We start from the raw sequence: 26,813 nt of genomic DNA, 5'->3' as shown, positions 1-26,813 counted from the left end.
GGCGGCCCGTGCGATCGTTTCGAGGAGGCACTGTGGGAGACCACGAGGACGACATGGACAGCCTCGATCTCTCCGAGCGGTTCCGCGCGTCGGGAGAGGCGCGGGGCATGGTCGCCGACGACATCGACTTCGAGGACGACGAGGACACCGAGGACGTCGACGAGGACGAGGACGACGACCTCGACGACGACGATGATGACGAGGACGAGGACGACCTCGACGACGCCGCCGCGGACGAGATCGACCTGACGGTGGCGGTCTACCGCGAGGACGGCGCCGTGGTGGCCCAGGCCCTGCCCAAGGAGGTCGCCAACGACCTCGACGACCTGATCGCCCAGCTGCGCCGGATGCCCGGTGACTCCGGGGCCATCGGCATGGTGTCGCTGGTCGAGGAGATCTTCGTGCTGGTGCGGGTCCGCGGCGCCACGGTGCAGGTGCTGCTCTCCGACGCCGCCGCCGCGCTGGACTGGCCGATCGCCCGCGACGTCGCCGACTTCCTCGGTGTGGACGAGCTGCCCGACCCCGACGAGGACGAGGCCGCACCGCTGGGGGACCTCGGCATGCTCGCGGACCAGGGCCTCAGCCAGTTCGAGCTCAGCCGGATCTGCGACGACCTGGACGAGCCCAGCGACCAGCTGGTGCTGGACATCGCCGACCGCATCCGCGTCGGCCCGCAGGTGCGCCGGGTCGTCGAGAGCTCCTTCTCCTGAGGCGGGCCGGTGCCGGGCTGGCGTGAGCCGATGGGACGCGCCCTGGCCGAGGCCCGACGGGTCACCGGGCACGGGGACGTGCCGATCGGAGCCGTCGTGGTGGACGCCGCGGGCGCCGTGGTGTCCGTCGCCGGCAACGAGCGGGAGCTGACCGGCGACCCCACCGCGCACGCCGAGGTGCTGGCCCTGCGGCGGGCTGCCGCGGTGGTGGGGGAGTGGCGGCTGACCGGGCACACCCTGGTGGTCACCCTCGAGCCCTGCGCCATGTGCGCCGGCGCGGCGGTCAACGCCCGGGTGGACCGGGTGGTCTTCGGGGCCTTCGACGAGAAGGCCGGTGCGGTCAGCTCGCTGTTCGACCTGCTCCGCGACCCCCGGCTCAACCACCGTCCCGACGTCGTCGCGGGCTTCATGGCGGAGGAGTGCGGCGCCCTGCTGCGCGAGTTCTTCCAGCCCCACCGGTAGGGCCCGGTCCGGCCACGGGGGCGCCGTTCCCGTTTGGCGGAGGCCGGGCCGCCGCTGTATCCTCGTCGGCGGTGGTGTGTCTGAGCGGCCTAAAGAGCACGCCTCGAAAGCGTGTGTGGGTAAAACCACCGCGGGTTCAAATCCCGCCGCCACCGCAGTGCGAGCCCGTCCCGGACCTCCGGGGCGGGCTCTCGCACGTCCGTTCGGCGCAGGCGCCGGCCGACCCCCGGGACTGACACCCTGCAGCCATGAGCTCTGTGACGGCCGGGCCCGTCCTCGAACGCCCGCTGGAACTCGGCAGCGCCTTCTCCACCACCTGGCAGGTGATGCGCACCCGCTACGGCACCTTCGTGCTGGTCCCCTTCCTTCCCGTGCTGGTGGGTCTGGTCCTCGGGGTCGTGGTCACCGCGCTGCTGGTGGCCGTGGTGGCGGGGGCGGTGACCGCTGACGACCCCACCGCCGCCGTCGTGGCGGGCGTCGTCGGCTACGCCGTCTGGCTGCTGGCCATCGGTCTGGTGCAGCTGCGGGCCGAGGGCATGAAGGCGGTGCTGGTCCAGCAGACGCTGGAGGGGCGTCGGCCCCGGGTGGGGGACCTGTGGCGCGAGACCCGCGGCTACTGGGGCAGGGCCCTGCCGTACTTCCTGCTGGTGGCGCTGGCCACCACGGTGCTGCTGGCCGTGCTGGTGGTCCCGGGTCTGCTCGCCGCCCTGTTCGGGGACCCCGAGAGCGCCATCGGCCCGGCTGTGGTGGTCACGATGGTGCTCTACCTGGCCCTCAGCGTGGGGCTGGTGTGGATCTCGGTGAAGCTGAGCCCGGTGACCATGGTGCTGGCGGTGGAGCGCCACGGCGGTCTCGCCGCCGCGCGCCGGGCCTGGCACCTCACCGACGGGCACTTCTGGCGCACCCTGGGCTACACCTACCTGGCCTCGCTGGTCCCGGGCGCGATCATCGGCTTCGCCTACGTCATCGGCTACATGATCTCGCTCGCGGCCTACGTCGGCTCGATGGTGAGCATGATGACCCAGCTCACCTCGGAGTCGGCCCCGGACCTGCAGGCGCTGTTCGGCGTCTACGGCGCGGCCATCGGGACCTCGCTGCTCGGCGCCACCCTCCCGGTGCTGGCCGCCATCCTGGTCCAGCCCTTCATGAGCTGCTTCGTGACCACCTACTCGATGGACCTCTCCCGACGCCAGGCCCGCCCCGGTGACCCGGCCTCCCCGTCCGGTGGCTGGCAGCCGACGCCGTACCCGCCGCAGCCCGTCCAGCAGTGGTCCGGGGTACCCGCGGCACCGCCGTGGGCCGCAAGCCCCTACGGAGCAGGTCCCCAGCGCGGGTACGGTGCCCCTCCTCCCGGCTTCGGTCCCCCTCCGAGCCCGAGCCCCTACGGCCCCGCTCCCACCGGGCCCGGCCGTGGCCCCGTCCAGCCGCCGTACCCGGGCCCGCCCGGTGGGCCGTCGGCAACGGGGTGGCAGGGGCCGCAGCAGGGCGGTCGGCCGGACGACCAGGGCTGGGGCACCCCACCGCCCCGCCACCCCTGACCCGGCCCCCGCCGTCCCCGCGTCGGGCCGATGACGGGCCGCCGCGAGGAGAGGTCGCACGCCGGCCGGTTCCGGTCGCGGTGGTCCGTGGGGCCGCCGGTGTGCACCCCCCGATCCGTAGGGTGCGGGGATGGACCCGGTCGAGGTGCGCATCAGCGTCCGACCGCAGGCCGGGCGGGGCCTCCTCGTGGTCACCATGGTGCTGGTCACCGCCATGGGAGTGTTCGTCGCCGTCTCCGTGGCGGACCAGGTCCTGAAGGGCGAGTTCCCCCTGAGGGGACTGCTGTACGCCGGGTTCCTGGTGTGGATGTGCTTCACGGCGGTCCGCTCCTACCGGGAGGAGCGAGGCCTCGACCCCTTGCGTCTGGTCGTCGGCCCCGGCGGGATCACCCGGGCCGGCGGCCGCGCCATCCCGTGGAGCGAGATCGACGCGGTCCGCTACCGGCCACCACGTCCGCCGCTGAGCTGGATCGGTCGCTCGGGGTCGGTGGCGGTAGTGCAGCAGTCCCAGACCCGTTTCGCCGCCCGTGCCGGCGTCCGGCCCGAGGCGACCCGGATCAGCGCCTCCCAGCTCGACCACTCCGCCGTCGAGATCATGGACGCCATCGCCCTGCACGCCCCGGAGCCGCTGCGCGCCCGACTCCCGGCACCGTGGGGCGCCCGAGACGGATCCAGTCCTCGCGCCGGCACCCGGAGTGCGCCGTGAACCCACCCGTGGACACGGTCCTGATGGGCGAGGAGCACGGCGGGACGGTCGGAGTGGTCGTCGGACTGGTCCGACGGCGCTTCCACCTGGCCAGCGCGGTCTTCTGGGCGGTGGGGGGCGCGTTCTTCCTCGTCACCGCGGACGGGTGGTTCGAGCTGGCTCTAGGTGCGGTGTGGCTGGTGCTGTCCCCGCTGAACGTGTTCCTGGCGGTCCGGCAGAACGGGTTGAAGCTGGTGGTCGACGACCGGGGGCTGCGCACGCACGGGGAGCTGAGCGGCTGGACGGCCGTGCCCTGGTCCGCGGTCGCCGGGATGGAGCTGGAGGAGAACGGCAGGGTGCTGCGGATCACCGCTCCCGGCGGGATCCACCGTCGAGGGCGCGTCGTCGACCGTGACGTCCACCGCTTCACCCAGTTCAGCGACCTCCCCACCTCCACCACCCGCCTCCTGCAGTACCTGGAGTTCCGTCGAGCCCGGGCTGGCGCGACGCCGACCTGACCCGTCGAACCCGTCGCCCGCCTGTGTGCAGTCCGGCTGCGAGTACGCAGCCGAATCGCACACGCAGTTGCTGGTCGTCGGGACGCCTCCACCGGGTTCGGCCTCGACCGCATCGGGCGCGGCCGCTGCGACCCGCGCTGATCGCGACGCTTCTCCGCTCCCGTGTGCACTCCTGCTGCGTCTACGCCGCGGGACTGCACACGCTGCGCTGCGACCGGTCGCGGAGCCGCCTCGACGCCTGGTGAGGACTCGACGAGCGCGAGCCCGGCCCAGAGCCGGCCGGCGCCCCCGGTTGAAGAGGCCGTCGCCTCGTCAGCGTGTGACCTCCGGCCGCGACTACGCGGCGGGACGTCGGAGGCCGAGGGTCGAGGACTGCCCCTTCGAGCCCAGCACCCGGGGGCCGCCCAGGCGAGCCGATCTCCCCCCCGCCCGGCGCACGGACGCGGCCGAAGCGGTTCGCCGAGCGGGATATGCTGGGGGTGAAGAACGTACGTGCTCTGGGGTCGGTGCAATTCCGAGCCGGCGGTGACAGTCCGCGACCCGTGAGGTGCCTGAGGTGCTGAACGGTTGACCTGGTGGAACTCCGGGACCGACGGTGAAAGTCCGGATGGGAAGAGACACGTGGCGGGTGGTCCTGGCGACCGCGCGCCCTGACGTCGTGCGCCTGCGCGACGTCGTCCCCGGAGTCGTGCCTGACGACGAGAGGGGACGGACGCGGTGGACGCCGCCAGCCTGCAGACCCTGACCCCACCGGCCGGACGCCGGCGCTCGGTCCGCCGTGCCCGTCGGGACCGTCGCGGCTACGGCCCGCTGCCGCCGCTGGTGCTGGGCGTGGCCGTCGTGCTGCTGTGGTGGCTGGTGACCTCCACCGGCACGGTCGCGCGGTTCGTGCTCCCCGCCCCTGCTGACGTGGTGGCCACCCTGGTCGAGCTGGCCGCCACCGGCGACCTGCTGCCGGCCATCGGCCAGACCTTCGCCGCCGCCGGGCTGGGTGCCGTCCTCGGCACCGCCACCGGGCTGCCGCTGGCCTGGCTCCTGGTCCGCGGTCGCTGGGCCGGGGCGGCGGTCGAGCCGTACGTGGCGGCGTCCCAGGCGGTCCCGGCCATCGCGCTGGCCCCGCTGCTGGTGCTGTGGATCGGCTACGGGCTCCCCTCGATCGCGGTCCTCTGCGGGCTGCTGGTGTTCTTCCCCATCGTGATCGCCACGACCCTCGGCCTGCGCACCCTCGATCCCGACGTGATCGCCGCCGCCCGGGTGGACGGCGCCAGCGGCTGGCGTCTGCTGCGCCACATCGAGGCCCCGCTGGCCCTCCCCGCGGTGCTGTCCGGCGTCCGCAACGGCGTCACCCTGGCCGTCACCGGCGCCGTGGTGGGGGAGTTCGTGATGGGTGGGGAGGGGCTCGGCCTGCTCCTCGTCGCCCAGCGCGACCGCTCCGACACCGCCGGCCTCTTCGCCACCCTCTTCGTGCTCTGCGCACTCGCCACGACCGCCTACGCGGTGGTCCGACTGATCGAACGACGAATGGAGAACGCATGACCCGCCGCACCGTCCCCACCCTCACCCGGCGCTCGCTGCTCGCCGCCGCCGGCACCGGGCTGCTCGCAGCCGGGGCGGTGGCGTGCGCTCCCGGCGACGGGCCCGAGGCCGCCCCAGCCCCGACGCCCGGGTCGACCCCGCTCACCCTCGGCTTCAGCTACATCCCCGACATCCAGTTCTCCCCCTTCTACGCCGCCCACGCCCTCGGCCACTACGCCGCCGCCGGGCTGGACGTCACCCTGCGCCACCACGGCGGGTCGGAGTCGCTGTTCGGGGCGCTGGAGTCCGGCGAGGAGGACTTCCTGGTGGCCAGCGGCGACGAGCTGCTGCAGGCCAACTCCGCCGGCTCGGAGCTCGTCGCGGTGGCCTCGGTCTACCAGACCTACCCGGTGGCCCTGATCGTCCCGGCGGACTCCGACATCCAGACCCCCGCCGACCTGCGCGGCCGCACCGTCGGCACGCCCGGCCCCTACGGCGGCAACTGGTTCGCCCTGCTGGCCATCCTCGACTCCGCCGGCCTCACCCCCGAGGACCTGGACATCAAGAACATCGGCTTCACCCAGCAGTCGGCGCTGACCACCGGTGCGGTGGAGGGCGTGATGGGCTACCTCAACAACGAGGCCGTCCGGCTGGAGGCCGCCGGCACCCCCGTCCGCACCATCACCCTCCCCGAGGACGCCGCCCTGGCCAGCATCGGCCTGAACACCACCCAGGCCCTCGCCGGCGCCGAGCCGGACACGGTCCGCGCGTTCGTGGCGGCGTCCCTCCTGGGCGTCCGTGCGGTGGTCGACGACCCGGCGGCCGCCGTGGAGCTGAGCCGGGAGTACATCCCCGGCCTGACCGCCTCGGCCCGCCGCGACGCCGAGGCCACCCTGGCCGCCACCATCCCGCTCTTCGGGGACGGCTCCGGGCGCTCTGACCTGCAGCGCTGGGAGGAGATGGCCACCTTCATGGCCTCCGCGGACCTGCTCGAGGGTGACGTGGACCCGTCGCTCGCCGTCAGCAACGACTTCCTGCCCTGACCGACCGGGGCCCCGCCCTCCGACCGGGGACGGCCCCTGACCGGGGACGGCCCCTGACCGGGGACGGCCCCTGACCGGGGACGGCCCGCGCCCGCGGTGCGTGCCGTGGTCACCGACGCGTCCTCGCAACACGGTCCTGGGAGGATCAGCCCATGATCGACCTCGACGGCCTCCTCCTGGTGGGGTCGGCCGTCCTGCTGGTGGCGGTCCTGGCGGCCCGGGTGGGGGCCTCGTTCGGTCTCCCGGCGCTGCTGCTCTTCCTCGGTCTGGGCATGGTCATCGGTGAGGCCGGCCTCGGCATCCGCTTCGACGACGCCGACCTCGCCCACGCCCTCGGGTTCGGCGCCCTGGTGCTGATCCTGGCCGAGGGCGGGCTGACCACCCGGTGGAACGAGATCCGCGCCAGCCTCACGGCGGCCGGCCTGCTGGCCACGGTGGGGACCGGCGTCAGCCTGGGCGCGACCGCCCTCTTCGCCCACTACGTGCTCGGTCTGGACCCCTGGTTGGCGGTGCTGCTGGGCGCGGTCTGCTCACCCACCGACGCCGCCGCGGTGTTCGCCGTGCTGCGACGCGTCCCGCTGCCGCACCGCCTCCGCGGCACCCTCGAGGCGGAGTCCGGTCTGAACGACGCCCCCACGGTGCTGCTGGTGGCGCTGGCCAGTGAGGCGGCGCTGGGCAACCCGCCGGCCGGTGGGGTGCTCGGCCTGGTCGGGCTGATCGCCCTGGAGCTGGTCGGCGGGGTGGCGATCGGGCTGGCCCTGGGCTGGCTCGGGGCCCAGGTGCTGCGCCGGGTCGCGCTCCCGGCCTCAGGCCTCTACCCCCTGGCCGCGGTCGGCTGGTCGGTGCTGGCCTACGGTCTCGGCTCCGCGGCCCACACCAGCGGGTTCGCCGCGGTCTACGTCTGCGCCCTGGTGCTGGGCAACAGCGCCCTCCCGCACCGCTCCGCCACCCGCTCCTTCGTGGAGGGCATCGGGTGGATCGCCCAGATCGGCCTGTTCGTGATGCTGGGGCTGCTGGCCTCGCCCGGCCGCCTCACCTGGCACGCGGTGGGCATCGCCCTCGCCGCCGGCGCGTTCCTGACCGTGGTGGCCCGGCCGCTGTCGGTGCTGGTCTCGGTGATCTGGTTCCGGCTCCCGCTCAGCCACCTCGCCTTCACCTCCTGGGCGGGTCTGCGCGGTGCGGTGCCGATCGTGCTCACCACCATCCCGCTGTCGGCGGGCGTCCCGGGGTCGGACTTCCTCTTCGACGTGGTGCTGGTCTTCGTCATCGTCTTCACGCTGGTACAGGCCCCGACGCTGGCCCCGCTGGCGCGACGCCTCGGGCTGGGCCGGGGCGTGATGACCGACATCGAGGTGGAGTCCGCGCCCCTGGACAAGGTGTCGGCCAACCTGCTGCAGATCCGGATCCCGGTGGACTCCCAGCTGCACGGCGTGATGGTGTCGGAGCTCCGGCTGCCCCGCAACGCCGTGGTCTCGCTGATCATCCGCGGGGAGGACATGTTCGCCCCCAGCGGCCGGCAGCGGCTGCGCAGCGGTGACGAGCTCCTGATCGTCACCCCGACGGCCCTCACCGGGACGGTGGAGCGGCGGCTGCGGGCGGTCGGGCGGCGCGGACGGCTGGCCAACTGGTGGAACGAGTCCGGTGGCGAGAACGGCTGAGACCCGCTTCCGCCAGGATGTCGATCGGGGACCCCCGGCTCCGACGTCCAGGGTGCCGGGCGGGCGTCCGGCGTGCCGAACGGCACCACACCCGAGGAGCGACATGAAGTACGTGATCCTGATCCACTCCAACCCCCAGCCGTGGGGCCACCCGACCAGCGACTTCATCGCCGAGCAGCAGGCGCTCCCGCCGGAGCAGCGTGCGGCGGGGCAGGCCGCCTTCGAGGAGACCCTGGGCCAGCTGCAGCGCGACGGCGAGCTGCTGGGTGGGGAGGCGCTGGCCGACCCGGCCACCGCGCGGCTCTACCGCTGGGCCGACGGCCAGCCGCTGGTCACCGACGGCCCGTACTCGGAGTCCCGCGAGCACCTGGCCGGCTTCTTCCTGATCGACGTCGAGGGACCCGAGCGGGCCCAGGAGGTGGCCTCCCGGTTCTCCGGGCCGGGGGAGACCGTGGAGCTCCGTCCGCTGATGTGGCCCGGCGGCGACGACCAGTGAGCGCGGCGTTCGAGGACGTGTGGCGGCGTGAGTCGCCACGCGTCCTCGGCGCGCTGCTGCGTCGTCACGGCGACCTGGCCGACTGCGAGGACGCCGTCCAGGAGGCAGCGGTCGCCGCGGTGCGGCAGTGGGAGCAGGACGGCCTGCCCGACGACCCGGGGGCCTGGCTGGTCCGGGTCGCCTCCCGGCGTCTGGTCGACCGGGTCCGGGCCGACCGGGCCCGGGCGGCGCGGGAGGAGCGGGAGGCGCGGCAGGTCCCGGTCCGGGTGCACCACGACCCGCTGCCGTCGTCGCCGGGCGGCTCCGACGACAGCCTCGAGCTGCTGCTGCTGTGCTGCCACCCCGCACTGAGCCGGTCCTCCCAGGTGGCGCTCACGCTGCGCTCGGTGTGCGGCCTCGGGGTCGACCAGATCGCCGCGGCGTACCTGGTCCCGGCGCCGACGATGGCGCAGCGGATCACCCGGGCCCGCTCCACGCTCCGTTCCGCCGGGGCCCGCTTCGAGCGTCCCGGGGTGGCGGAGCTGCCCGGGCGGGTGGCCGCCGTGCTCGACGTCTGCCACCTGGTCTTCACCGAGGGCCACACCCGCAGCGACGGTCCGGAGCTGCTCGACGTGGCGCTGGCGGAGGAGGCGATCCGGCTGACCCGGGCGCTGGTCGGCTGGCTGCCCGACCACGACGAGGCGGCCGGGCTGCTGGCCCTGCTGCTGCTCACCCACGCCCGGGCGCCGGCCCGCACCGACGCCGTCGGCGACCTGGTGGTGATGGCCGAGCAGGACCGCTCCCGCTGGGACGCCGCCCTGGTGGCGGAGGGCGTGGGGATCCTGGAGCGGGTGCTGCCGCGGGGCCCGGTGGGCCGCTACCAGCTCCAGGCGGCGATCGCCGCGGTGCACGCGGAGGCGGCCGGCTGGGAGGACACCGACTGGCCGCAGGTGGTCGCCCTCTACGAGCTCCTCGACCGGGTGGCCCCGGGTCCGGCGGTGACGCTCAACCGGGCGGTCGCGGTGTCCATGGTGTCCGGGCCCGGGCCGGCGCTGGAGCTGGTCGGCCCGCTGCTGGTCGACCGGTCGATGGCCCGGCACCACCGCACCCACGCGGTGCACGCGCACCTGCTGGAGCGGGCCGGGGAGCCGGTCGCCGCCGCCGAGGCCTACCGCAGGGCCTCCCGGCTGGCCACCAGCGGGCCGGAGCAGCGCTACCTCAACGCCCGCCTGGCCCGGCTGACGTCAGCGGGCTGAGGCTCAGCCGGCCGCCGGGGTGGGGGTGGCCGGCAGGCAGACCGAGTCGCCCTCGATCTCGATGGACTCCGGGGCGTCCTCGACCATGCCGTCGTACTCCGAGCCGAGCAGGACGTCCACGGTGCCGTCCGCGCGGCTGTCGGGGCGCACCTCGGCGTCCTGGAACTGGCCGAGGGTCAGCTCCACGGCGGGGTCCTCGGCGGAGACGCCCACCACGGTGGTCACGGTGACCGCCTCGTCGGTGTTGCCCACCGAGCGCACGTTGAAGCCGGCCGCCTCCAGGGCCTGGCCCACCTCGGCGGCCTTGCCGCGCTCGGCGCCGCCGTTGAACACCCGCACCGTCACCTGGGAGGACTCCAGCTCGTCCTCCACCTCCTGCGGGACGCAGGGCTCCACCGGGGCGGGGGGCGGTGGCTTCATCACGTTCTCGTAGCCCCAGTACGCGCCGAAGCCCAGCAGGCCGAGCAGCACGAGCAGGGTGAGCGGGGTGCGCACCAGCCGCCACACCTGTCCGGCGCTCATCGGTCCTCCGTGCTCCTGCCCCGCCAGGGGCTCGTGGTCGTCGGCCGGCTCCCGGCCCCGTCGGTCCTGCGGCTCAGCTCAGCTCCAGCACCCGTGCGTGCATGGTCTGGCGCTGCTGCAGGGCCGCGCGCAGGGCGCGGTGCAGGCCGTCCTCGAGGTACATCTCGCCCTGCCAGGAGACGACGTGGGCGAAGAGGTCGCCGTAGAAGGTGGAGTCCTCCTCGAGCAGGGCCTCGAGGTCCAGGGTGCGCTTGGTGGTGACCAGCTGGTCCAGACGGACCTGGTGCGGCGCGATCGCGGCCCACTGCTTCTGGGCGTACCCGTGATCCGGGTAGGGGCGGACGTCGCCGACGCGCTTGAAGATCACGGCGCAACTGTAGTGGCTGGGCGCTGCGGCCCAGCCACGAGAACCTAACGATTTGGCCAGAAGTCTGACAGCCCGGCGACCGGGGTCGCACCCGTCGACGGCCCCGTGGCCTGTGCCACGCTGTGCTCATGGAGCCCTCCCCCGCCGCCTCCGCCGCCGACACCGTGGCCGTCGTCCGGGACGGCTACACCTTCGACGAGCCCTCGATCGAGCTCGGCGTCCTGGCCGAGGCCGACGCCGCGGTGACCGACGCCCGCATCCGCCTGCCGCTGCGGATGCTCAACCGGCACGGCCTGGTCTGCGGCGCCACCGGCACCGGGAAGACCGTCACCCTGCAGGTGCTGGCCGAGCAGCTCTCGGCCGCGGGCGTGCCCGTCTTCGCCGCCGACATCAAGGGCGACCTGTCCGGCCTGGCCGTGCCCGCCCAGGAGTCGGAGCGGCTGCGTGCGCGGACGTCCCGGCTCGGCCAGGAGTGGGCCCCGGCGGCCACCCCGGTGGAGTTCCTCGCCCTCGGCGGGCGCGGGCTGGGGGTGCCGGTCCGGGCCACGGTGACCTCCTTCGGGCCGCTGCTGCTGGCCAAGGTGCTGGAGCTGAACGAGACCCAGGAGTCCTCCCTGTCCCTCGTCTTCCACTGGGCCGACACCACCGGGCTGCCGCTGCTGGACCTGACCGACCTCCGCGCGGTGCTGCAGCACCTCACCGGCGAGGAGGGCAAGGGGGAGCTGAAGCAGCTCGGCGGTCTCTCGACCGCGTCGGTGGGGGTGATCCTGCGCAAGGTGAGCGCGCTCGCGGCCCAGGGCGCCGACGAGTTCTTCGGCGAGCCCGAGCTGGACCTGGCCGACCTGATGCGCACCACCACCGACGGCGCGGGCGTCGTCTCGCTGCTGGAGCTGCCCGAGCTGCAGGACCGCCCGCAGCTGTTCTCCACCTTCATGGTGTGGCTGCTGGCCGAGCTGTTCGAGACCCTGCCCGAGGTGGGGGACGCCGACCGGCCGCGGCTGGTGTTCTTCCTCGACGAGGCCCACCTCCTCTTCACCGACGCCTCCCGGGCCTTCCTCACCTCGGTGACCCAGACCGTCCGGCTGATCAGGTCCAAGGGCGTCGGCGTCTTCTTCGTCACCCAGTCCCCCCGCGACCTCTCCGAGGAGGTGCTGGCCCAGCTCGGCGCCCGGGTCCAGCACCAGGTCCGCGCCCACACGCCCAAGGAGGCCAAGGCGCTGCGGCAGACGGTCGAGACCTACCCGCGCTCGCGCTACGACCTGACCGAGGTGCTGCCCGCGCTGGGCACGGGGGAGGCGGTGGTCACCGTCACCGGCCCCGACGGCGCCCCCACCCCGGTGGCCCGCACCGCGGTGTTCGCCCCCCGCTCCCGGATCGGCCCGACCCCGGCCGAGGTGCTGGCGCCCGGCATCCAGCAGTCCGCCCTGATGGCCCGCTACGGACAGGCCGTGGACCGGGAGTCCGCGCGCGAGCTGCTCGCCGCCCGGGTCGAGCGCGAGACCCCCGAACCGGTCACCCCGCAGCCGGAGGAGTGGACGCCGCCGAGCGGCTCGCAGGGTGGGCCCCGGCCGCGACCGGGCGGCCGCTCGGCGGACCCGTCGGTGCTGGAGCAGCTGAGCCGCAACACCCTGGTGCGCCAGCTGGCACGCACGGCGGGGCGGGAGGTCCTGCGCGGTCTGTTCGGGACGCGCCGCCGGCGCTGACCCAGGAGCAGCGAGAGGCTCGTCACACGGGCTGGTGCCCGCACCAAGTGTTGGCTTACCTTACTTAGGTGAACCTCTCCAGGAACGGGGTCGGCCTCAGCAGCACCGGGGTCTCGATCGGCTACGGCCACGGGCACGTGGTGCACGACGTCTCGCTGCACCTCCGGCCGGGGCGCGTCACCGCGCTGGTCGGCCCCAACGGCAGCGGCAAGTCCACGCTGCTGCGCGGGATGGCGCGGTTGCAGCGCCTCTCCACCGGCACGGTCACCATCGGTGAGGAGGAGGTCTCCGGGCTCGGGGCCCGCGAGCTGGCCCGCCGCCTCACCGTGCTGGCCCAGAGCCGTCCGACCCCCCAGGGGATCACCGTGCGCGACGCCGTCGAGCTCGGCCGCCACCCGCACCGGGGACGCTGGCGCTCCCGCGACGCCGACGGCCCGCTCGCCGTGCAGCGGGCGATGGAGCTGACCGGGGTCGCCGCCCTGGCCGAGGACACCGTCGACACCCTCTCCGGCGGGCAGCTGCAGCGGGTCTGGCTGGCCAGCTGCCTGGCCCAGGACACCGCGGTGCTGCTGCTCGACGAGCCCACCAACCACCTCGACCTGCGCTACCAGGTGGAGCTGCTCGACCTGCTCCGCCAGCTCGCCGACGAGCACGGCGTCACCGTCGGGGTGGTGCTGCACGACCTCAACCACGCCGCCCAGGTGGCCGACGTGGTCGCGGTCCTGGCCGCCGGCTCGGTGGTGGCCTGCGGCAGCCCCGAGACGGTGCTCACCGCCGAGGTGCTGAGCGAGGTCTGGGGCATCGAGATCGGCGTGACCCGGGACCGGGAGGGCCGCCTGGAGGTGCGCCCCCGCGGGTGCCGGCGCACCACCGCGCTGCACGACGAGCCCACCCTCGGCGAGCCCGCCCTCGTCGCCGTCTGAGACCCACCCCCGCCGCCGGTCCCGCACGGGACCGCGGTCGACCCTGCCGGTCCACGTGACCGGCGCGAACCACCGAAGGACACCTGCATGAAGATGCGCACCGCGCTCGTCGCCGCCCTGGCGGCGACCGCCCTCACCGCGTGCGGCACCACCGACGCACCCACCGACGCCGCTCCCGAGCCGGCCGGCTCCGGGGCCGCCGCGATCACCGTCACCGACGCCCGCGGCAAGGAGGTGACCCTGGACGCCCCGGCGACCGACGTGGTCACCCTGGAGTGGTCGAGCACCGACTACGTCACCACCCTCGGCGTCCAGCCGGTCGGGGTGGCCGACGTGGACGGCTACGGGCTGTGGTCCAGCGCCGGTGAGCTCGGCGAGGGCGTCACCGACGTCGGCGTCCGGACCGAGCCGAGCATCGAGAGCGTCGCCGGGCTGGAGCCGGACCTGATCCTGGCCGACGAGGGCTCGATCCCCGAGGACGCCATGGAGCAGATGGAGCGGATCGCCCCGGTGGTGGTGCTGAAGGGTGCCACCGCCGACGGGCTGGTCGAGCTGGTCAAGTCCAACCAGGCCACCGTCGGGACCCTGCTCGGCAAGGAGGCCGAGGCCGAGCAGCTGGCCGCAGACTTCGACGCCACCGTGGAGCAGGCGCGGGCCACCATCGCCTCGGCCGGCAAGGAGGGCACGCCGTTCGTGCTCACCTACCCCTACGCCGAGGCCAACTCGATCACCTTCCGGGTGCACGCCGCCGGGTCCTCACCGTCCGCGGTGGGGGAGCTGATCGGGCTGACCGACGCCTGGAGCGAGGCCGGTGACCCCGTCTACGGCCTGGCCTCCAGCGACGTCGAGGGCCTGACCAACCTCCCCGACGACACCGAGTTCCTCTACTGGGTGGACAGCACCACCGAGGACCCGGTCGAGACGGTCCTGGCCGACAACGCCGTCTGGACCGGCCTGCCCTTCGTCGAGGCCGGCCGGGTGCACCCCGCCGCCGACGGCATCTGGCTCTACGGCGGCACCGTGTCACTGGGCCAGCTGGCCCAGGACATCGCCACCGAGGTCACCTCGGACTGACCGGCCGTGACCACCACCGCCACCCCGACCCGCCCCGGCGACGTCCTCCCCGGACCGTCCGCCGCGCCCTCCCGGAGGGCCGGTGCCGCGACCACCCTCGCGCTGCTGGGGCTGGTCGGGTGGCTGGTGACGGTGGCCGTCGTGCACCTCACCCAGGGCACCGCCGACATCGGTCCGGCTGACCTGCTCGGGCTGCTCACCGGCTCCGGTGACCAGGAGGCCGCCGCCGTGGTGGTGGCCTCCCGGCTGCCGCGGCTGCTGGCCGGTCTCGCAGTGGGGCTGGCCCTCGGTGCGGCCGGGGCGGTGATGCAGTCGGTGGCCCGCAACCCGCTGGCCTCGCCGGACACCATGGCGGTCAACGCGGGCGCCCACCTGGCGCTCACCCTCTTCGCCGCGCTCGGTCTGACCCTCCCCCTCTTCTCCAGCGCCGCCGTCGCCTTCGCCGGTGGCCTGGTCACCGCCGCGGTGGTGCTCGCGCTGGCCGCGGGCCGTGGGTCCTCGGCGATCCGGCTGGTGCTGGCCGGGTCCGTGGTCACCCTCGGGCTGTCGGCGATGACGTCGGTGCTGCTCGTGCTCTTCCCCTGGCAGACCCAGGGGCTCTTCGCCTGGGGGGCCGGCTCGCTGGGACAGGCCGGGCTGGACGGCGTGCTGCGGCTGCTGCCGGTGCTGGTCGTGGCCCTGGTCGCCGTCGTGGTGCTGGGTCGCTGGCTGGACCTGCTCCAGCTCGGTGAGGACGCCGCCAGCGCGCTCGGTCTGAACGTCCGGCTGGCCCAGACCGTGCTGGTCGTGCTGGCCGTGCTGCTCTCCGCGGTGTCGGTCACCATGGCCGGCCCGGTCGGCTTCGTCGGTCTCTGCGCCCCGGTGCTGGTCCGGCTGCTGCGCCGCTGGGTGCCGGCGATCCGCCGGCACCGCGTCCTGGTGGTGCTGAGCGCCCTCGCCGGGGTCGCCCTGGTGCTGACCGCCGACGTCGTGCTGCGGGCGCTGTTCGGCGCGCTGAGCGGGGTGAGCGTGCCCACCGGCGTGGTCACCACGGTGATCGGCGCGGTGTTCATGGTGGCGCTGGCCCAGACGGTGCGGACCGGGATGGACGCGGACTCGCTGGTCACCATGCGGGCGGGGACCGCGTTCGGGCGTCGCGCGCCGTGGCTGCTGGTCGGGCTGGTCGGGCTGCTGCTGGTGACCGGGGTGGTCGGTGGCGCCCTGCTCGGGGACGCCACGCTCCTCACCGGCGACGTCTGGAACTGGCTTCGCGGGGCGGCCTCGGTCCGGGTCGACATCATCCTCGACGCCCGGGTGCCGCGCGTGCTGGCGGCGGTGCTGGCCGGGGCGACGCTGGCCCTGGCCGGGGCGGTGGTCCAGGGCGTCACCCGCAACCCGCTGGCCGACCCCGGGATCCTCGGCGTCTCCGGCGGGGCCGGCGCGGCCGCGGTCGCGGTCATCGTGGTGGTCCCCGACCCGGGCTTCTGGCTGATCCTGACCGCCGCCCTGCTCGGGGCGCTGCTCGTCGGTGCGCTCGTCTTCGGCTTCTCCGCCCGCGACGGCGTCGACCAGGCGCGGATGGTGCTGGTCGGGATCGGGGTCGGGGCCGGGGCCTCCGCGGTGACCACCCTGATGCTGGTCCGCACCGACCCCTGGAACCAGGCCAAGGCCATCACCTGGCTGGGTGGGTCGACCTACGGCGCCACCTTCGGCCAGAGCGTGCCCATGCTGGTCGCGCTGGTGCTGGCCGCGGTCGCCCTGGCCGGCACCCGCCGGGACCTGGACCTGCTGCAGCTGGACGACACCACGCCGAGGGTGCTCGGGGTGGCCACCGGACGTGCCCGGGTGCTGGTCCTGGTGGCCGCGCTGGTGCTCACCGCGGCCGCCACCGCCTCGATCGGGGTGGTCGCCTTCGTGGGGCTGGTCGCCCCGCACGCCGCCCGGATGCTGATCGGGCGTCGTCACGCCGTGCTGCTCCCTCTCGCCGCCCTGCTCGGAGGGCTGCTGGTGCTGGTCGCCGACACCGTCGGCCGCACCGTCATCGCCCCGGCCCAGCTCCCCGCCGGGCTCACCGCCGCCCTGATCGGCTGTCCCTACTTCCTGTGGTTGCTCTGGAGAATGCGAGTCAAGACATGACCCTCACCACCACCCCCGTCCGCACCGCCACCTACCGCCCGTTCGCGGTGCGGCTGGTCGCCCGGCAGCAGCTCAGCCCGGGCTTCCTGCGGCTCACCTTCACCGGTGCCGACCTGGGGGAGTGCGGCACCACCTGCCTGGACCAGCGGGTCAAGCTCGTCCTGGCCGACCAGGAGCAGGTGGCCACCGCGCTGGCCTCCGGCGAGGACTGGTACGGCTGGTGGCTGGCCCTGGACGACGACCGGCGCCCGCCGATGCGCACCTACACCGTGCGGGCGGTGCGGCCCGAGCTGGCCGAGGTGGACGTGGACTTCGCCTGCCACGGCACCGAGGGCCCGGCCAGCGCCTTCGCCGTGGACGCGCCGATCGGCAGCCCGCTGCTGCTGGTGGGACCCGACGCCGGCGTCCCCGGTTCGGACGAGGTCGGCTTCGCCTGGCGTCCGGGCACCGCCACCGAGGTGGTGCTGGTCGGGGACGAGACCGCGGTCCCGGCGATCTGCGGCATCATGGAGCGGCTGCCCGGGCACGTCACCGGCCGGGTGCTGCTCGAGGTGCCCACGGACGCCGACGCGCTCGACCTCGTCGCCCCCGCCGGGGTGGGTGTCACCTGGCTGGCCCGCGACGGGCGTCCGCACGGTGAGGTGCTGGAGCAGGCCGTCCGGGAGTGGGCCGGGGTGGCGCTGCCGCAGCCGGTCGCGCCGGTCGGCGAGGTGGCCGAGGTGGCACCCGAGGACGTGCTGTGGGAGGAGGCCGACGCCGCCGGCGGCCGCTACGTCTGGGTGGCCGGCGAGGCCGGTCTGGTGGCCACGATCCGCCGCCACCTGGTCAAGGAGCGCGGCCTGGACCGCCACAGCGCCTCGTTCATGGGCTACTGGCGGGCCGGTCGAGCCGGCTGACCCGTATCCGGGACGCCGTGTTCCGAGAACCCGTCACAGGAGCGCACCGTCGCCATATCGAGGCTGGTGTGCCGCTGCGCCGGTTCTTCGGGAGCCGCCGGTCCGGCCCGAGCTCCGGTGGCCGACGACATGCCCTCCGAACGTGCGGGCGGACGACGCCGGCCGGCACTCCGCGTCGCCTGGCGACCCGCGCCGGCTGACGGCCGGCACCGGCCGAGTCGGGGACCGGCGGGGCTCAGTGCTCCGGCGCCTCGGTGGGGGCGACGTAGCCCTCGGGGACCTGCGGGCGCTCGTCCACGCCGGTGTGGTGCAGCAGCACCGAGTCCAGCACGGCGCCCTCCCCGTCCAGCTCGACCTCCAGCCGGTCCACCTCGCGGCGGGGGACGGGGACCAGCCGCTGGCTGCCGACCGTCGAGCCGGAGGCCAGCACCTCGCCGTCGTGCCGCACCCGGAAGCCGGTGACGCGCTGGCCGCCGGTGAGGTCCTCGGCGAGCTCGACGACGTCCACGACGGTCGGCGCCGGCGCGGTGGCCACGGTCGGTCCGGGAGCCGACGTCCGCAGCGTGGTCGCGGTGGGACGTCCGTAGCGTCGCTCCAGCTCGGCGCCCAGCTCGACCAGCCGGGCGGCGTCGGCGGGGTCGATCCGGCCGTCGGTGGTGGGTGGCACGTTGAGCAGCAGGTTCGCCCCCAGCCCGACCGAGCGCTCGTGGATGGCCAGCAGGTGCTCCAGGGTCTTCGGCTCGTCGTCGGGGTGCCAGAACCAGCCGCGGCGGATCGACACGTCGCACTCCGGCGGCAGGTAGCGCCGGCTCCCCAGGTCCGCGGAGGCCTCGCTGTACTGGTTCAGGTCGGTGGTGGCGACGACGTAGGGGTTCGGGTCGGTGGCCAGCCCGTCCTCGTTGCCCACCCAGCGGATGGTCGGCTCGCCCATGTTGAACACCATCGCGCCGGGCTGGTGCTGGTGCACGACGGCCATGAAGGCCTCCCAGTCGTAGCGGTAGCCCTCCGAGCCGGCGCCGTCGAACCACAGCTCGACCAGGTCCCCGTAGCCGGTGCAGAGCTCGGTGAGCTGGCGGGAGTAGAGGTCGCGGTAGGCCTCGGGATCGGCGTAGGCGGGGGCGTTGCGGTCCCAGGGGGAGAGGTACAGGCCGAGACCGATGCCGGCCTCGCGGCAGGCCTCGGCCACGTCGCCGACGACGTCACCGCGCCCGTCGCGCCAGGGGCTGGAGCGCACCGAGTAGTCGGTGGTCGCGGTCGGCCACAGGCAGAAGCCGTCGTGGTGCTTGGCGGTGAGCACGAGGTAGCGGGCCCCGAGGGCCTGCGCCGAGGCGACCCAGTCGCGGGCGTCGAGGTCGGAGGGGTCGAAGCTGCTGGCCGGCAGCGTCCCGTCGCTCCACTCCTGGCCGGCGAAGGTGTTCAGGCCGAAGTGGATGAACATCCCCATCCGCAGCCGCTGCCAGCGGAGCTGGGCCGGGGTGGGGACGAGGGGGTCGGGCTCGGGGTTCATGCCCCGATGCTCCCAGGTGGCCGACGGAACACGGGCACGGTCCCGACCTGGCGGTCGGGCCGTGCCCGTGGTGGTGGGTCCGTCCCGGCGGGGGACGGTCCCGGTGTGGTCAGGCACCTGCCGCGCGGGGGACCAGCTCGAGCCCGCGGGGGGCGATGAGCCGGGCCAGCCGGAGCCGGGCGGCGTCGAGCCGGACCGGTCGCCGGGGCGGGAGCGAGACGAGCAGGGCGTGCCGTGCGGCGGCCTGCCGGCTCCGCTCCAGCTCGGACGTGCCGAGCAGGAGGTGCGGTGGGTGGACGTGCTGGAGCGAGACGTGCACAGGAGTGTCCTTCACAACAGGGTGGTGGTGGTGATCGGGTGCGGGACCCGGGACCGGCCGGGTGGCCGGGAGGGCGAGCGTCAGACCCGGCGCCGGGAGGCGTCGGCCAGGACGGACCCGCCACGTGCGGCGGTGACGGCGTCACGGGTGGCCATCATCAACTGGGTGCCTCCTTCCGGGTTCCTCGCTCCACGACCTGTGAAGACGCTGGACACGCTAGTGGCGGCCCACGAGGGGCCGCCACCGGTTATTCAGGTGCTGCTCGGGGTCACTCGTCGGGCTGGGTGCTGGTCGCCCAGGTGCTCTTCTCGACCGCGTCCGCCCCGCCGACCTCGCCGGCGTCGCTGAAGCTGTTGGGGCCCTCGGAGACCTGGCCGCCCGAGGACTCCTCGTGCTCCTCGGTGTGCTCGATGTGCTCGGACTCGTGGTGCTGGTCGCTGCTCATGTCCTCAACCTACGTGCGGTGGTGCAACGGCCCGGCGGGGGTACCGGTGCCTTCGGAGTCGGTGACGGGGCACCCTCCTGCTGCGTCCGATCGGGGTGGTCGCGGCGAACACGAGCGATCCCGGTCGGACGATCGGGGCCCGACGCCGAGAGGAGGAGCGGATGAGCCTGCGTGAGTTCCTGATGGACCGCATCGCCGAGGACGAGTCCGCGGCTCGTCGTTTCATGGCGGCCAACCACGACTACGCCGACCAGCCCGGCGACCACGTCGGCGGCTACATCTGGTCGCGTCACGTCGACACCCCGGCGCGGGTCCTCGACGTCGAGGACTACGAGGGCGGGCCCGGTAACGCCCGCCGGGTGCTCGCCGAGTGCGACGCGAAACGGCGCCTGATCCGGCACGTGAGCGCCGTGATGGACGCCGCCGGCGCGGAGGCCGTGCTCCGGCTGCTGGCCCTCCCGTACGCCGACCACCCGGGCTGCCTCGACGAGTGGGACGTTCCCGGGACCGTGACCCATCTCCGGCCATCCCGGCACCGCAGCTGACGCCGTGGCCACGACGGTGGTCCTGGTCTGCCACCCGGTGCCGTGGTGGTGGTCAACCGGTCAAACCTGACGGGTCGATGCGGGCCGGCGGTGGCCCGACCTACCCTCGACACGCACCTCGGAGGGCGACCTCACAGCCGCCCCACGACCACGACGACCGCCCACACCACCTCCCAGAGGAGTGATCATGAACAAGCTGACCGCGATCACCGCCGCGACGGTCGCCGCCGCAGCACTCGTCCTGACCGGCTGCTCGGACCAGCCGGGCGCCGCCCCTGACGACGGTGGGACCAGCACCGAGGCCAGTCAGGCTGCGGTGGATGTCAACGACGCCGACGTCTCGTTCGCCCAGAACATGGTTCCCCACCACCAGCAGGCTGTCGAGATGTCGGACCTGCTGCTGGCCAAGGACGGGGTCGCCGAGCCCGTCACGGTCCTGGCCGAGGACATCAAGGCCGCCCAGGAGCCGGAGATCGAGCAGATGAACACCTGGCTGCAGACCTGGGGGGCCGAGACCGGCGGAGGCATGGACCACGGGGACATGGGCCACGACATGGGCCACGGGGACGGGATGATGACCGAGGAGGACATGGCCGACCTCGAGGCAGCACCCGGGCCGGAGGCGTCCTCGCTGTTCCTGGAGCAGATGATCGAGCACCACGAGGGTGCGGTCGCCATGGCGCAGGAGCAGGTCGAGCAGGGCCAGCACCCCGACGCCGTCGCCCTGGCCGAGAAGATGGTCACCGATCAGGAGAGCGAGATCGAGGAGATGCGGGGCCTGCTCGCCACGCTCTGACGGGCCGGAGCAGGAAGGGCGCGCTGACGCGAGGAGCCGGTCCCTCCGCCGGACTCCTCGCCTCGGGCGCCGGGGCGGGCTGGGTCCTGCGGGGCCGCTCTCCCGCTGCCGCGGCGGGGAGGCCGGCACGGGCACCGGGCGGCGCCGCGGTGGGGCATCACGAGGACCGATGCGCCAGGCGCGTCGTCGGCGAGCACCCGCCCGTCGTGCGGCGTCCAGCACGACGGGTGGGTGCACGATCAGCAGTCAGCCGGGGAGTGCCTGGACCAGTGCTGCGGTCGTCTCGTGCACCTCGGACCTGACGACACCGGGTGCATCGGTGAAGAGGTCGGGTGCGGCGGCACGACCCTCGGGCGTCGGCTCGGGCAGGAACACGTAGTGACCGGCAGCCGGGTGGACGGTGTGCAGCTGCGATCCCGGGACGCGCTGATGGAGCCAGGCTGCGCACTGGTCCGGCGGGGCTGCCGTGTCCGAGCCGCCGACGGCGATGGTGAGCGGTCGCTCGATCGCCGCGAGGGTGCGTGGGTCGAGTCCACGGACGGAGCGTCCTGGTGCCATGGCCAGGGCAGCCGTGATGCGCTGGTCGCGGAACGACGCCCTGCGGCGGTCCCAGGCGGCCGCGAAGACCCCGCTCGAGCTGATCAGGGAGGGCAGCCGGTCGGCGAGGTCGGGGAGCTCGCGCGGTCCGCGGACCGGGCTGACCTCGGGGTTGCCCGGCTCGAACTGGCTGTGGGCGACGCGAGCGCCCAGCAGCAGCAGGGCGGTGTGTGCGCCCGCCGAGAAGCCGGCGACGACCGCCTCCGTCGCGATCGCCCCGCCGACGGCGGCCCGCCAGCCCGGGTCGTCCAGGAGTGCGCTGACGTCGCGTGCCCTCTCCCACAGGCAGAGGAAACCCTCGGCCAGGTACGGCTCGCTCCCGGTGTTGCCGTGGTGGTCGACACCCACCACGACGTACCCGTGTCCGGCGAGCCTCGTCGCCAGCCAGCTCAGTCCTCCGGCAAGGCCTCCGGTGCCGTGGGAGAGGACGACCAGTGGTCGAGGGTCCGCGGACTCGCGGAGGGGAGCGTCTCGCACGACCGGCACGTGACGGAACCACGCGTCGACGCCGGTCGTGGTGGTGCCCCTGCTGTCCGTCGGGTACCAGACCGACCACCGCAGCGGTCGCGGTCCGGTGTCGTCCCAGTTCGGTCGGGACGGGTCAAAGGACAGTCCGACCCGCAGGCCCACGTGCACGCCTGGAACCTACCGGCGACGGACCCGGACGACAGGGTGATCCAGGTCGGGGGTCCCGGGGCGGTGGGTCGGACCCGGCGGGGCTGCTACCCGCCCTTGGGGGTCGGACGCCGGCGAGGAGGGGCCTGGTCGCGTCGGAGGTGCTGCTCCAGCTGGGGCCGCAGCTCGTCGCCGTCGGCGCCGCGTAGGACGGGGAGGTCGCCCGCGCCCTCCGCCGGGGCCGGGGAGGCGGGGCCGGAGGGGCGGACCTGGCGCAGGAGGATCGCCTCCACCTGGTCGGGATGGGTGGAGGCGAAGTCGGCGTAGATCTCCGGGTCGTGCTCCCCGTCGTCGCCGACCAGGATCCAGCGGACGTCGGGGAAGTCGCGGGCCAGGCGTTCCAGGGCGGAGGCCTTGTGCTGGCGCCCGTCCCGGAACCACCGCTCGGGGCTGGTGCCCCAGTCGGTCATCAGCAGGGGGCCGGGCGGGAAGTGGTGGCGCTCGAGGAACCGGGAGACCGGTCCGAGGAGGTTCCAGGGCCCGTTGCTCAGGTAGACCACCGGGGCGTGCTCAATGCCCTCGACGGCGGTGCTGAGCAGGCGCGCCATCCCCGGCACGGACCTGCGGGTCGAGCTGCTCCCCGTCAGGGTCCGCCACGCCGCCCGCAGCGGATGACGGAGGCCGGTGATCCACGCGGTGTCGTCGATGTCGCAGACCACGCCCGTGGTCGCCGTCGGGGCGGCGACGTGGACGGGGGCGCTGATCGGCTCACGGCCGGGGAGCCGGAACGACACCTCCACCTGTCCGGGAGGGAGCGGGGTGTCGGTGCTGACGAGGTCGTCGACGAGGCCGGCGGACCCGCTGGTCAGCTGGGCGGTCGTCGTCCTCAGGTCCACCTGCACGTCCACGTCCGACATCTCCAGGGTCATCAGACGCCGCCAGCCGGCGATGCCGCGCAGGCTGGAGGGCTCCACGGTGGGCGGCGCCAGCAGGACCCGACCCAGCACCCGTGCCCCGCCGGCGGTCCCGTACCCCGGGTAGGCGATGACCGCGGGGGTCCAGCCCCGCCGGGTCGCCCCGCGGGCCAGCAGGTCCCGGACGCCGGTCTCCACCCGGTTGGCCACGGCCAGCGGTGTGTTCCTCGAGGTCCGTCGGGTCATCGCGTGTGCCTTCCCGCCGCGCGCGTCCCTCGCACGTCGACTGCCCTGCGACGAGCACCAGGGTGTCCCTCCCTACCGCCGGGCGGCGGCCCGGAGCAGGTGCGCGACGGGTGGGCCCGGTCGCTCACCGGCGGCGTCCGAGGGGGCAGGTGTGCCTCCCGGGCGGGACCTCCCAGGCTCCCACGCCGTCCCGTGGTGGCGTGGGCGCCCTCACCACCCGACCGCGCGCGGTGGTGCGGGACGGGCCCGACGGCGCCGGTTCCCGGACCCCCGTGCGGCACGGACCGGCTCACCCGGCGGCGGTGCCGCTCCCGGCGCGGGGGACGAGCTGACCCAGGAGCGGCAGCTGGGCGGCGTCACCGAGGGCCGAGCCGACGGCCACGACCTCCGCGCCGGCGTCGAGGAATTCCTGGGCGTTGTGGGCGTCGATGCCGCCGGTGGTGACGAACCGGGCGGTGGGGAAGGGGCCGTGCATGGCCCGCACCCAGCCGGGGCCGAGCTGGGCGGCCGGGAAGGCCTTGAGCCAGGTGAGGCCCCAGCGCAGCGCCGTGTGCACCTCGGTGGCGGTGGCCACCCCCGGGAGGTGGGGGACGCCGAGCTCGGCACTGGCCCGCACCACCTCCTCGTCCAGACCGGGGGCGACCGTGAAGGCCGCGCCCGCCTCGACCACCGTGCGGAGCAGGTCGGGGGAGACGACCGTGCCCGCTCCCACGGCCCGTCCCTGCTCGGCGCCGGCGGCGACGGTGGCGCGCAGGGCCTCGAGGTCCTCCGCGCCCTGGACCGGCACCTCCACGCAGGAGATCCCCACGTCCCAGGCGGTCCGCGCCAGCTCGACGGTGCGGTCCACGCCGAACCCGCGCAGGATCGCCATCACGGGGCGCCCGGCCAGCTGCTCGGTGAACCAGCTGCTCATCTCTTCCACGTCGGCTCCTCGGTGGTTCGTCATGGCTCAGCCCCGCACCAGCGGCGCGAAGTCGCGGGTGCTGGCCAGGGCGCGGACGGCCAGCGCGTGACCGCGGGCGAGCCGCGCGGCCGGCTCGGCGCCGGCGAGCAGGGCGTCGAGGTAGCCGGCGGCGAAGGCGTCCCCGGCTCCCACCGCCTCCACCACGTCGACCCGCGTGGCGGGCGCGAAGGTGATCTGGTCCCCGTCGATCTCGGTGGCGCCGACGTCGCCGTCCTTGACCACCAGGACCGGTCCGGGTCCCACCAGCTCGGCCACCGACTCCGCGGTGGTGGTGCCCCACAGCACCTCGGCCTCGTCGCGGCCCACCAAGGCGAGATCGGCGCGCCGGACCAGGTCCAGCAGCAGCGGTCCCGCCTCCTCGACCGGCCACAGCCCGGGGCGGTAGTTGACGTCGAAGGACAGCAGGGTCGACGTGCCGGCCACCCGCACGACCAGGGCCTCCACCAGCGCCCGGACGCTGTCGGACAGAGCCGGGTTGATGCCCGAGACGTGGACCACCGCGGCGGAGTCCAGCGGTAGGTCGTCCAGCACCTCCGGTCCCATGGTCGAGGCGGCGGAGCCCTTCCGGTAGTAGTGGACGGCGGTGCGCCCGGGCGCGGGGTCCTTGAAGTAGACGCCGGTGGGGGCGGTGCTCGTCGTGGCGACCCAGCGGGTGTCGACCCCCAGCCGGTCGAGGTAGCGCAGCACGCGCCGCCCGAGCGGGTCGTCCCCGAGACGGCTGACCCAGGCGGCGCGGCGCCCGGACTCAGTGAGGTACAGCGCCACCGTGGACTCCGCACCCCCGACGTCGATCCGGCAGTCCTCGGCCTGGTCCAGCGGCACGGCGTCGACGGGGGTGATCAGCACCATGGTCTCGCCCAGGCAGACGACCTCGGGCAGGTCGGTGGACGTCCCGGCGACGTCGCCCGGGGCGGTGGTGGACGTCGTGTCGGTCTCTGGCACGGGGTGACGCTAGCAACGTCAGGCGGCCCGGGACGAGCGACGCCGCCCTGCTCGAGGAGCGGGACGGCGTCGGGTCTGGCGGAGGATGGGGGATTCGAACCCCCGAGGGCTTGCACCCAACCCGCTTTCCAAGCGAGCGCCATAGGCCACTAGGCGAATCCTCCGCGGGCGAGAATACGGCACGAGCCGCCCGGCGGGCCAATCGGTGTCAGGTCCCGGCCCGGCGGGACGTGCGCCGCAGGCCCCCGCCGACCTTGGGCACGGCCCCTTCTCAGCCCGGTCCGTGGGCGAACGGTCGCACCACGGCTGCCCGACGGAATACGGCGACGCCGCGGTCGTTCACCGAGCATGAAGAAGATCGGCTTCCTCTCCTTCGGCCACTGGTCCCCGTCCCCGCACTCGCAGGTGCGGTCGGCCTCGGACGCCCTGCTGCAGTCGATCGAGCTCGCGGTGGCGGCCGAGGAGATCGGCGCGGACGGCGCGTACTTCCGGGTCCACCACTTCGCCCGCCAGCTCGCGTCCCCGTTCCCGTTGCTGGCGGCTGCCGCCGCCCGGACCAGTCGGATCGAGCTGGGCACCGGCGTGATCGACATGCGCTACGAGAACCCGCTGTACATGGCCGAGGACGCTGGAGCCGCGGACCTGATCTCCGGTGGCCGCCTGCAGCTGGGCATCAGCCGGGGATCGCCGGAGCAGGTGATCGACGGCTTCCGCCACTTCGGCCATCGACCCGCCGAGGGGGCCTCGGATGCCGACATGGCTCGTGAGAGCAGTCGCAGGCTCCTGGAGGTCCTCGAGGGTGAGGGTTTCGCCGAGCCCAACCCGCGACCCATGTTCCCTAACCCGCCCGGGCTGCTGAGGATCGAGCCGCACTCGCCAGGGTTGCGCGACCGGATCTGGTGGGGCGCCGGCAGTCGGGCGACCGCGGAGTGGGCGGGGGAGCAGGGGATGAACCTGATGAGCTCGACCCTGCTCACCGAGGACACCGGGGTGCCCTTCCACCGGCTGCAGGCCGAGCAGATCCAGCGTTTCCGGGACGCCTGGGCCGAGGCGGGCCACGACCGCGAGCCCCGGGTCTCGGTCAGCCGCAGCATCTTCCCCGTCGTCAGCGACCTGGACCGGCAGCTGTTCTGGCGAGAGCGGCACAGCACCGACCAGGTCGGCCGCCTCGACGGGGGTGACGCCCGGTTCGGCCGGACCTACGCCGGTGAACCGGACGCGCTCGTGGCGGATCTGGCCGAGGACGAGGCGATCGCCGCGGCGGACACCCTGCTGCTCACCGTGCCCAACCAGCTGGGCGTCGACTACAACGCGCACGTGATCGAGAGCGTGCTGACCCACCTGGCGCCCGAGCTCGGCTGGCGCTGAGACCTGACGGTGAGGGTCCTCCACCGTGAGGGCGTCTGACCGGGGTGGGGTGCGCGTCGAACCGGCGGCTCATCACCGGGGTCGGCGGCGACCAG

27 protein-coding genes, 2 tRNA genes and 1 riboswitch are annotated in these 26,813 nt (G+C 74.3%); of the genes, 19 read left to right on the top strand and 10 right to left on the bottom strand.

From position 1 onward, the window contains the following. Window positions 1-32: 32 nt before the first annotated feature. The 11 genes from BLT52_RS01375 (at window position 33) to BLT52_RS01325 (ending at window position 9,860) form a co-directional block, all read left to right on the top strand. Window positions 33-710 carry a tRNA adenosine deaminase-associated protein gene (locus BLT52_RS01375; RefSeq protein ID WP_331712555.1) on the top strand — a complete coding sequence of 226 codons (678 nt, stop codon included), beginning with the start codon at window positions 33-35 and terminating at the stop codon, window positions 708-710. A gap of 30 nt (window positions 711-740) precedes the next feature. Next, window positions 741-1,172 carry a nucleoside deaminase gene (locus tag BLT52_RS01370; protein ID WP_090596172.1) on the top strand — a complete coding sequence of 144 codons (432 nt, stop codon included), beginning with the start codon at window positions 741-743 and terminating at the stop codon, window positions 1,170-1,172. Between the two features lie 70 nt (window positions 1,173-1,242). Beyond that, window positions 1,243-1,327, top strand: a tRNA-Ser gene (locus BLT52_RS01365). Window positions 1,328-1,420: 93 nt separating this feature from the next. Beyond that, entirely contained in the window at window positions 1,421-2,710 is a 1,290-nt protein-coding gene (locus tag BLT52_RS01360) for a DUF7544 domain-containing protein (protein WP_157676906.1), read from the top strand. Window positions 2,711-2,840: 130 nt separating this feature from the next. Continuing rightward, window positions 2,841-3,416 (top strand): hypothetical protein, encoded by a 576-nt coding sequence (locus tag BLT52_RS01355; protein ID WP_090589900.1) that lies wholly within the window; start codon window positions 2,841-2,843, stop codon window positions 3,414-3,416. Beyond that, entirely contained in the window at window positions 3,413-3,913 is a 501-nt protein-coding gene (locus BLT52_RS01350; RefSeq protein WP_090589898.1) for a PH domain-containing protein, read from the top strand. The genes BLT52_RS01355 and BLT52_RS01350 overlap by 4 nt, the downstream gene beginning before the upstream one ends. 488 nt (window positions 3,914-4,401) lie before the next feature. Next, window positions 4,402-4,538: riboswitch (FMN riboswitch) on the top strand. 92 nt (window positions 4,539-4,630) lie between these two features. Further along, entirely contained in the window at window positions 4,631-5,449 is an 819-nt protein-coding gene (locus tag BLT52_RS01345; protein ID WP_197679148.1) for an ABC transporter permease, read from the top strand. After that, window positions 5,446-6,471 (top strand): ABC transporter substrate-binding protein, encoded by a 1,026-nt coding sequence (locus BLT52_RS01340; protein ID WP_090589897.1) that lies wholly within the window; start codon window positions 5,446-5,448, stop codon window positions 6,469-6,471. Before BLT52_RS01345 ends, BLT52_RS01340 begins: the two co-directional genes overlap by 4 nt. Before the next feature lie 152 nt (window positions 6,472-6,623). Then, window positions 6,624-8,129: a potassium/proton antiporter gene (locus BLT52_RS01335; protein WP_090589895.1), complete on the top strand. Its 1,506-nt coding sequence runs from the start codon at window positions 6,624-6,626 to the stop codon at window positions 8,127-8,129. A gap of 103 nt (window positions 8,130-8,232) precedes the next feature. Further along, window positions 8,233-8,625, top strand: a complete 393-nt coding sequence (locus BLT52_RS01330; RefSeq protein WP_090589893.1) for a YciI family protein — start codon at window positions 8,233-8,235, stop codon at window positions 8,623-8,625. Continuing rightward, complete coding sequence (locus BLT52_RS01325) at window positions 8,622-9,860, top strand: RNA polymerase sigma factor (RefSeq protein ID WP_090589891.1); 1,239 nt, start codon at window positions 8,622-8,624, stop codon at window positions 9,858-9,860. Before BLT52_RS01330 ends, BLT52_RS01325 begins: the two co-directional genes overlap by 4 nt. A 3-nt stretch (window positions 9,861-9,863) precedes the next feature. Here BLT52_RS01325 and BLT52_RS01320 read toward each other — a convergent pair whose 3' ends face one another. Together BLT52_RS01320 and BLT52_RS01315 are read right to left on the bottom strand one after the other, a co-directional pair. After that, a complete protein-coding gene (locus tag BLT52_RS01320) occupies window positions 9,864-10,382 on the bottom strand; it encodes a LytR C-terminal domain-containing protein (RefSeq protein ID WP_090589889.1) in 519 nt (172 codons plus the stop codon). Window positions 10,383-10,455: 73 nt separating this feature from the next. Beyond that, the gene (locus BLT52_RS01315) at window positions 10,456-10,749 is read right to left on the bottom strand and encodes a type II toxin-antitoxin system VapB family antitoxin (protein WP_090589886.1); all 294 of its coding nucleotides are present in this window, start codon (window positions 10,747-10,749) and stop codon (window positions 10,456-10,458) included. A 128-nt stretch (window positions 10,750-10,877) separates the two neighbouring features. Here BLT52_RS01315 and BLT52_RS01310 point away from each other — a divergent pair, with 128 nt between their 5' ends. The 5 genes from BLT52_RS01310 (at window position 10,878) to BLT52_RS01295 (ending at window position 17,460) form a co-directional block, all read left to right on the top strand. Beyond that, window positions 10,878-12,452 (top strand): helicase HerA-like domain-containing protein, encoded by a 1,575-nt coding sequence (locus BLT52_RS01310; protein WP_090589884.1) that lies wholly within the window; start codon window positions 10,878-10,880, stop codon window positions 12,450-12,452. Window positions 12,453-12,520: 68 nt separating this feature from the next. Next, complete coding sequence (locus tag BLT52_RS01305; RefSeq protein WP_090589882.1) at window positions 12,521-13,375, top strand: ABC transporter ATP-binding protein; 855 nt, start codon at window positions 12,521-12,523, stop codon at window positions 13,373-13,375. An 87-nt stretch (window positions 13,376-13,462) separates the two neighbouring features. After that, a complete protein-coding gene (locus BLT52_RS20670) occupies window positions 13,463-14,449 on the top strand; it encodes an ABC transporter substrate-binding protein (RefSeq protein WP_172803968.1) in 987 nt (328 codons plus the stop codon). Between the two features lie 6 nt (window positions 14,450-14,455). Continuing rightward, window positions 14,456-16,564: an iron ABC transporter permease gene (locus BLT52_RS01300; RefSeq protein WP_172803967.1), complete on the top strand. Its 2,109-nt coding sequence runs from the start codon at window positions 14,456-14,458 to the stop codon at window positions 16,562-16,564. Further along, a complete protein-coding gene (locus BLT52_RS01295) occupies window positions 16,561-17,460 on the top strand; it encodes a siderophore-interacting protein (RefSeq protein WP_090589880.1) in 900 nt (299 codons plus the stop codon). Before BLT52_RS01300 ends, BLT52_RS01295 begins: the two co-directional genes overlap by 4 nt. A 235-nt stretch (window positions 17,461-17,695) precedes the next feature. Here the strand turns inward: BLT52_RS01295 and BLT52_RS01290 are convergent, their stop codons facing one another. From BLT52_RS01290 to BLT52_RS20665, 3 genes are all read right to left on the bottom strand, one after another. Continuing rightward, window positions 17,696-18,967 carry an alpha-L-fucosidase gene (locus tag BLT52_RS01290; RefSeq protein WP_090589878.1) on the bottom strand — a complete coding sequence of 424 codons (1,272 nt, stop codon included), beginning with the start codon at window positions 18,965-18,967 and terminating at the stop codon, window positions 17,696-17,698. Between the two features lie 109 nt (window positions 18,968-19,076). Further along, window positions 19,077-19,286 carry a hypothetical protein gene (locus tag BLT52_RS01285; RefSeq protein WP_090589876.1) on the bottom strand — a complete coding sequence of 70 codons (210 nt, stop codon included), beginning with the start codon at window positions 19,284-19,286 and terminating at the stop codon, window positions 19,077-19,079. Between the two features lie 268 nt (window positions 19,287-19,554). Next, entirely contained in the window at window positions 19,555-19,731 is a 177-nt protein-coding gene (locus BLT52_RS20665) for a hypothetical protein (protein ID WP_157676905.1), read from the bottom strand. Between the two features lie 161 nt (window positions 19,732-19,892). On the opposite strand from BLT52_RS20665, the gene BLT52_RS01280 reads away from it, so the two are divergent. Continuing rightward, complete coding sequence (locus BLT52_RS01280; RefSeq protein ID WP_090589874.1) at window positions 19,893-20,276, top strand: DUF6221 family protein; 384 nt, start codon at window positions 19,893-19,895, stop codon at window positions 20,274-20,276. Between the two features lie 187 nt (window positions 20,277-20,463). Then, a complete protein-coding gene (locus BLT52_RS01275; protein ID WP_090589872.1) occupies window positions 20,464-21,072 on the top strand; it encodes a DUF305 domain-containing protein in 609 nt (202 codons plus the stop codon). A gap of 246 nt (window positions 21,073-21,318) precedes the next feature. Here the strand turns inward: BLT52_RS01275 and BLT52_RS01270 are convergent, their stop codons facing one another. The 5 genes from BLT52_RS01270 to BLT52_RS01250 form a co-directional block, all read right to left on the bottom strand. Continuing rightward, window positions 21,319-22,146 (bottom strand): alpha/beta hydrolase family protein, encoded by an 828-nt coding sequence (locus tag BLT52_RS01270; RefSeq protein WP_197679147.1) that lies wholly within the window; start codon window positions 22,144-22,146, stop codon window positions 21,319-21,321. 245 nt (window positions 22,147-22,391) lie between these two features. Then, the gene (locus tag BLT52_RS01265; RefSeq protein ID WP_090589868.1) at window positions 22,392-23,444 is read right to left on the bottom strand and encodes an App1 family protein; all 1,053 of its coding nucleotides are present in this window, start codon (window positions 23,442-23,444) and stop codon (window positions 22,392-22,394) included. Window positions 23,445-23,733: 289 nt separating this feature from the next. Continuing rightward, entirely contained in the window at window positions 23,734-24,357 is a 624-nt protein-coding gene (locus BLT52_RS01260) for a bifunctional 4-hydroxy-2-oxoglutarate aldolase/2-dehydro-3-deoxy-phosphogluconate aldolase (RefSeq protein WP_090589867.1), read from the bottom strand. Between the two features lie 36 nt (window positions 24,358-24,393). After that, entirely contained in the window at window positions 24,394-25,350 is a 957-nt protein-coding gene (locus BLT52_RS01255) for a sugar kinase (RefSeq protein ID WP_197679145.1), read from the bottom strand. A 76-nt stretch (window positions 25,351-25,426) separates the two neighbouring features. After that, window positions 25,427-25,514: transfer RNA gene (locus BLT52_RS01250), tRNA-Ser, on the bottom strand. Between the two features lie 184 nt (window positions 25,515-25,698). On the opposite strand from BLT52_RS01250, the gene BLT52_RS01245 reads away from it, so the two are divergent. Beyond that, window positions 25,699-26,718: an LLM class flavin-dependent oxidoreductase gene (locus BLT52_RS01245; RefSeq protein WP_090589863.1), complete on the top strand. Its 1,020-nt coding sequence runs from the start codon at window positions 25,699-25,701 to the stop codon at window positions 26,716-26,718. Window positions 26,719-26,813: the final 95 nt, after the last annotated feature.

Source organism: Auraticoccus monumenti (assembly GCF_900101785.1).
GTDB classification, from domain to species: domain Bacteria; phylum Actinomycetota; class Actinomycetes; order Propionibacteriales; family Propionibacteriaceae; genus Auraticoccus; species Auraticoccus monumenti.
Note: the sequence above shows the minus strand (reverse complement) of the source record. Positions and strands in the feature narration are given on the sequence as shown.

Coding starts and splice junctions, on each gene's coding strand:
- BLT52_RS01370 (WP_090596172.1), top strand. CDS start 741: ATGGGACGCGCCCTGGCCGAGGCCCGACGGGTCACCGGGCACGGGGAC.
- BLT52_RS01260 (WP_090589867.1), bottom strand. CDS start 24,357: ATGAGCAGCTGGTTCACCGAGCAGCTGGCCGGGCGCCCCGTGATGGCG.
- BLT52_RS20670 (WP_172803968.1), top strand. CDS start 13,463: ATGAAGATGCGCACCGCGCTCGTCGCCGCCCTGGCGGCGACCGCCCTC.
- BLT52_RS01320 (WP_090589889.1), bottom strand. CDS start 10,382: ATGAGCGCCGGACAGGTGTGGCGGCTGGTGCGCACCCCGCTCACCCTG.
- BLT52_RS01275 (WP_090589872.1), top strand. CDS start 20,464: ATGAACAAGCTGACCGCGATCACCGCCGCGACGGTCGCCGCCGCAGCA.
- BLT52_RS01355 (WP_090589900.1), top strand. CDS start 2,841: ATGGACCCGGTCGAGGTGCGCATCAGCGTCCGACCGCAGGCCGGGCGG.
- BLT52_RS01245 (WP_090589863.1), top strand. CDS start 25,699: ATGAAGAAGATCGGCTTCCTCTCCTTCGGCCACTGGTCCCCGTCCCCG.
- BLT52_RS01280 (WP_090589874.1), top strand. CDS start 19,893: ATGAGCCTGCGTGAGTTCCTGATGGACCGCATCGCCGAGGACGAGTCC.
- BLT52_RS20665 (WP_157676905.1), bottom strand. CDS start 19,731: ATGAGCAGCGACCAGCACCACGAGTCCGAGCACATCGAGCACACCGAG.
- BLT52_RS01335 (WP_090589895.1), top strand. CDS start 6,624: ATGATCGACCTCGACGGCCTCCTCCTGGTGGGGTCGGCCGTCCTGCTG.
- BLT52_RS01290 (WP_090589878.1), bottom strand. CDS start 18,967: ATGAACCCCGAGCCCGACCCCCTCGTCCCCACCCCGGCCCAGCTCCGC.
- BLT52_RS01330 (WP_090589893.1), top strand. CDS start 8,233: ATGAAGTACGTGATCCTGATCCACTCCAACCCCCAGCCGTGGGGCCAC.
- BLT52_RS01295 (WP_090589880.1), top strand. CDS start 16,561: ATGACCCTCACCACCACCCCCGTCCGCACCGCCACCTACCGCCCGTTC.
- BLT52_RS01360 (WP_157676906.1), top strand. CDS start 1,421: ATGAGCTCTGTGACGGCCGGGCCCGTCCTCGAACGCCCGCTGGAACTC.
- BLT52_RS01265 (WP_090589868.1), bottom strand. CDS start 23,444: ATGACCCGACGGACCTCGAGGAACACACCGCTGGCCGTGGCCAACCGG.
- BLT52_RS01340 (WP_090589897.1), top strand. CDS start 5,446: ATGACCCGCCGCACCGTCCCCACCCTCACCCGGCGCTCGCTGCTCGCC.
- BLT52_RS01310 (WP_090589884.1), top strand. CDS start 10,878: ATGGAGCCCTCCCCCGCCGCCTCCGCCGCCGACACCGTGGCCGTCGTC.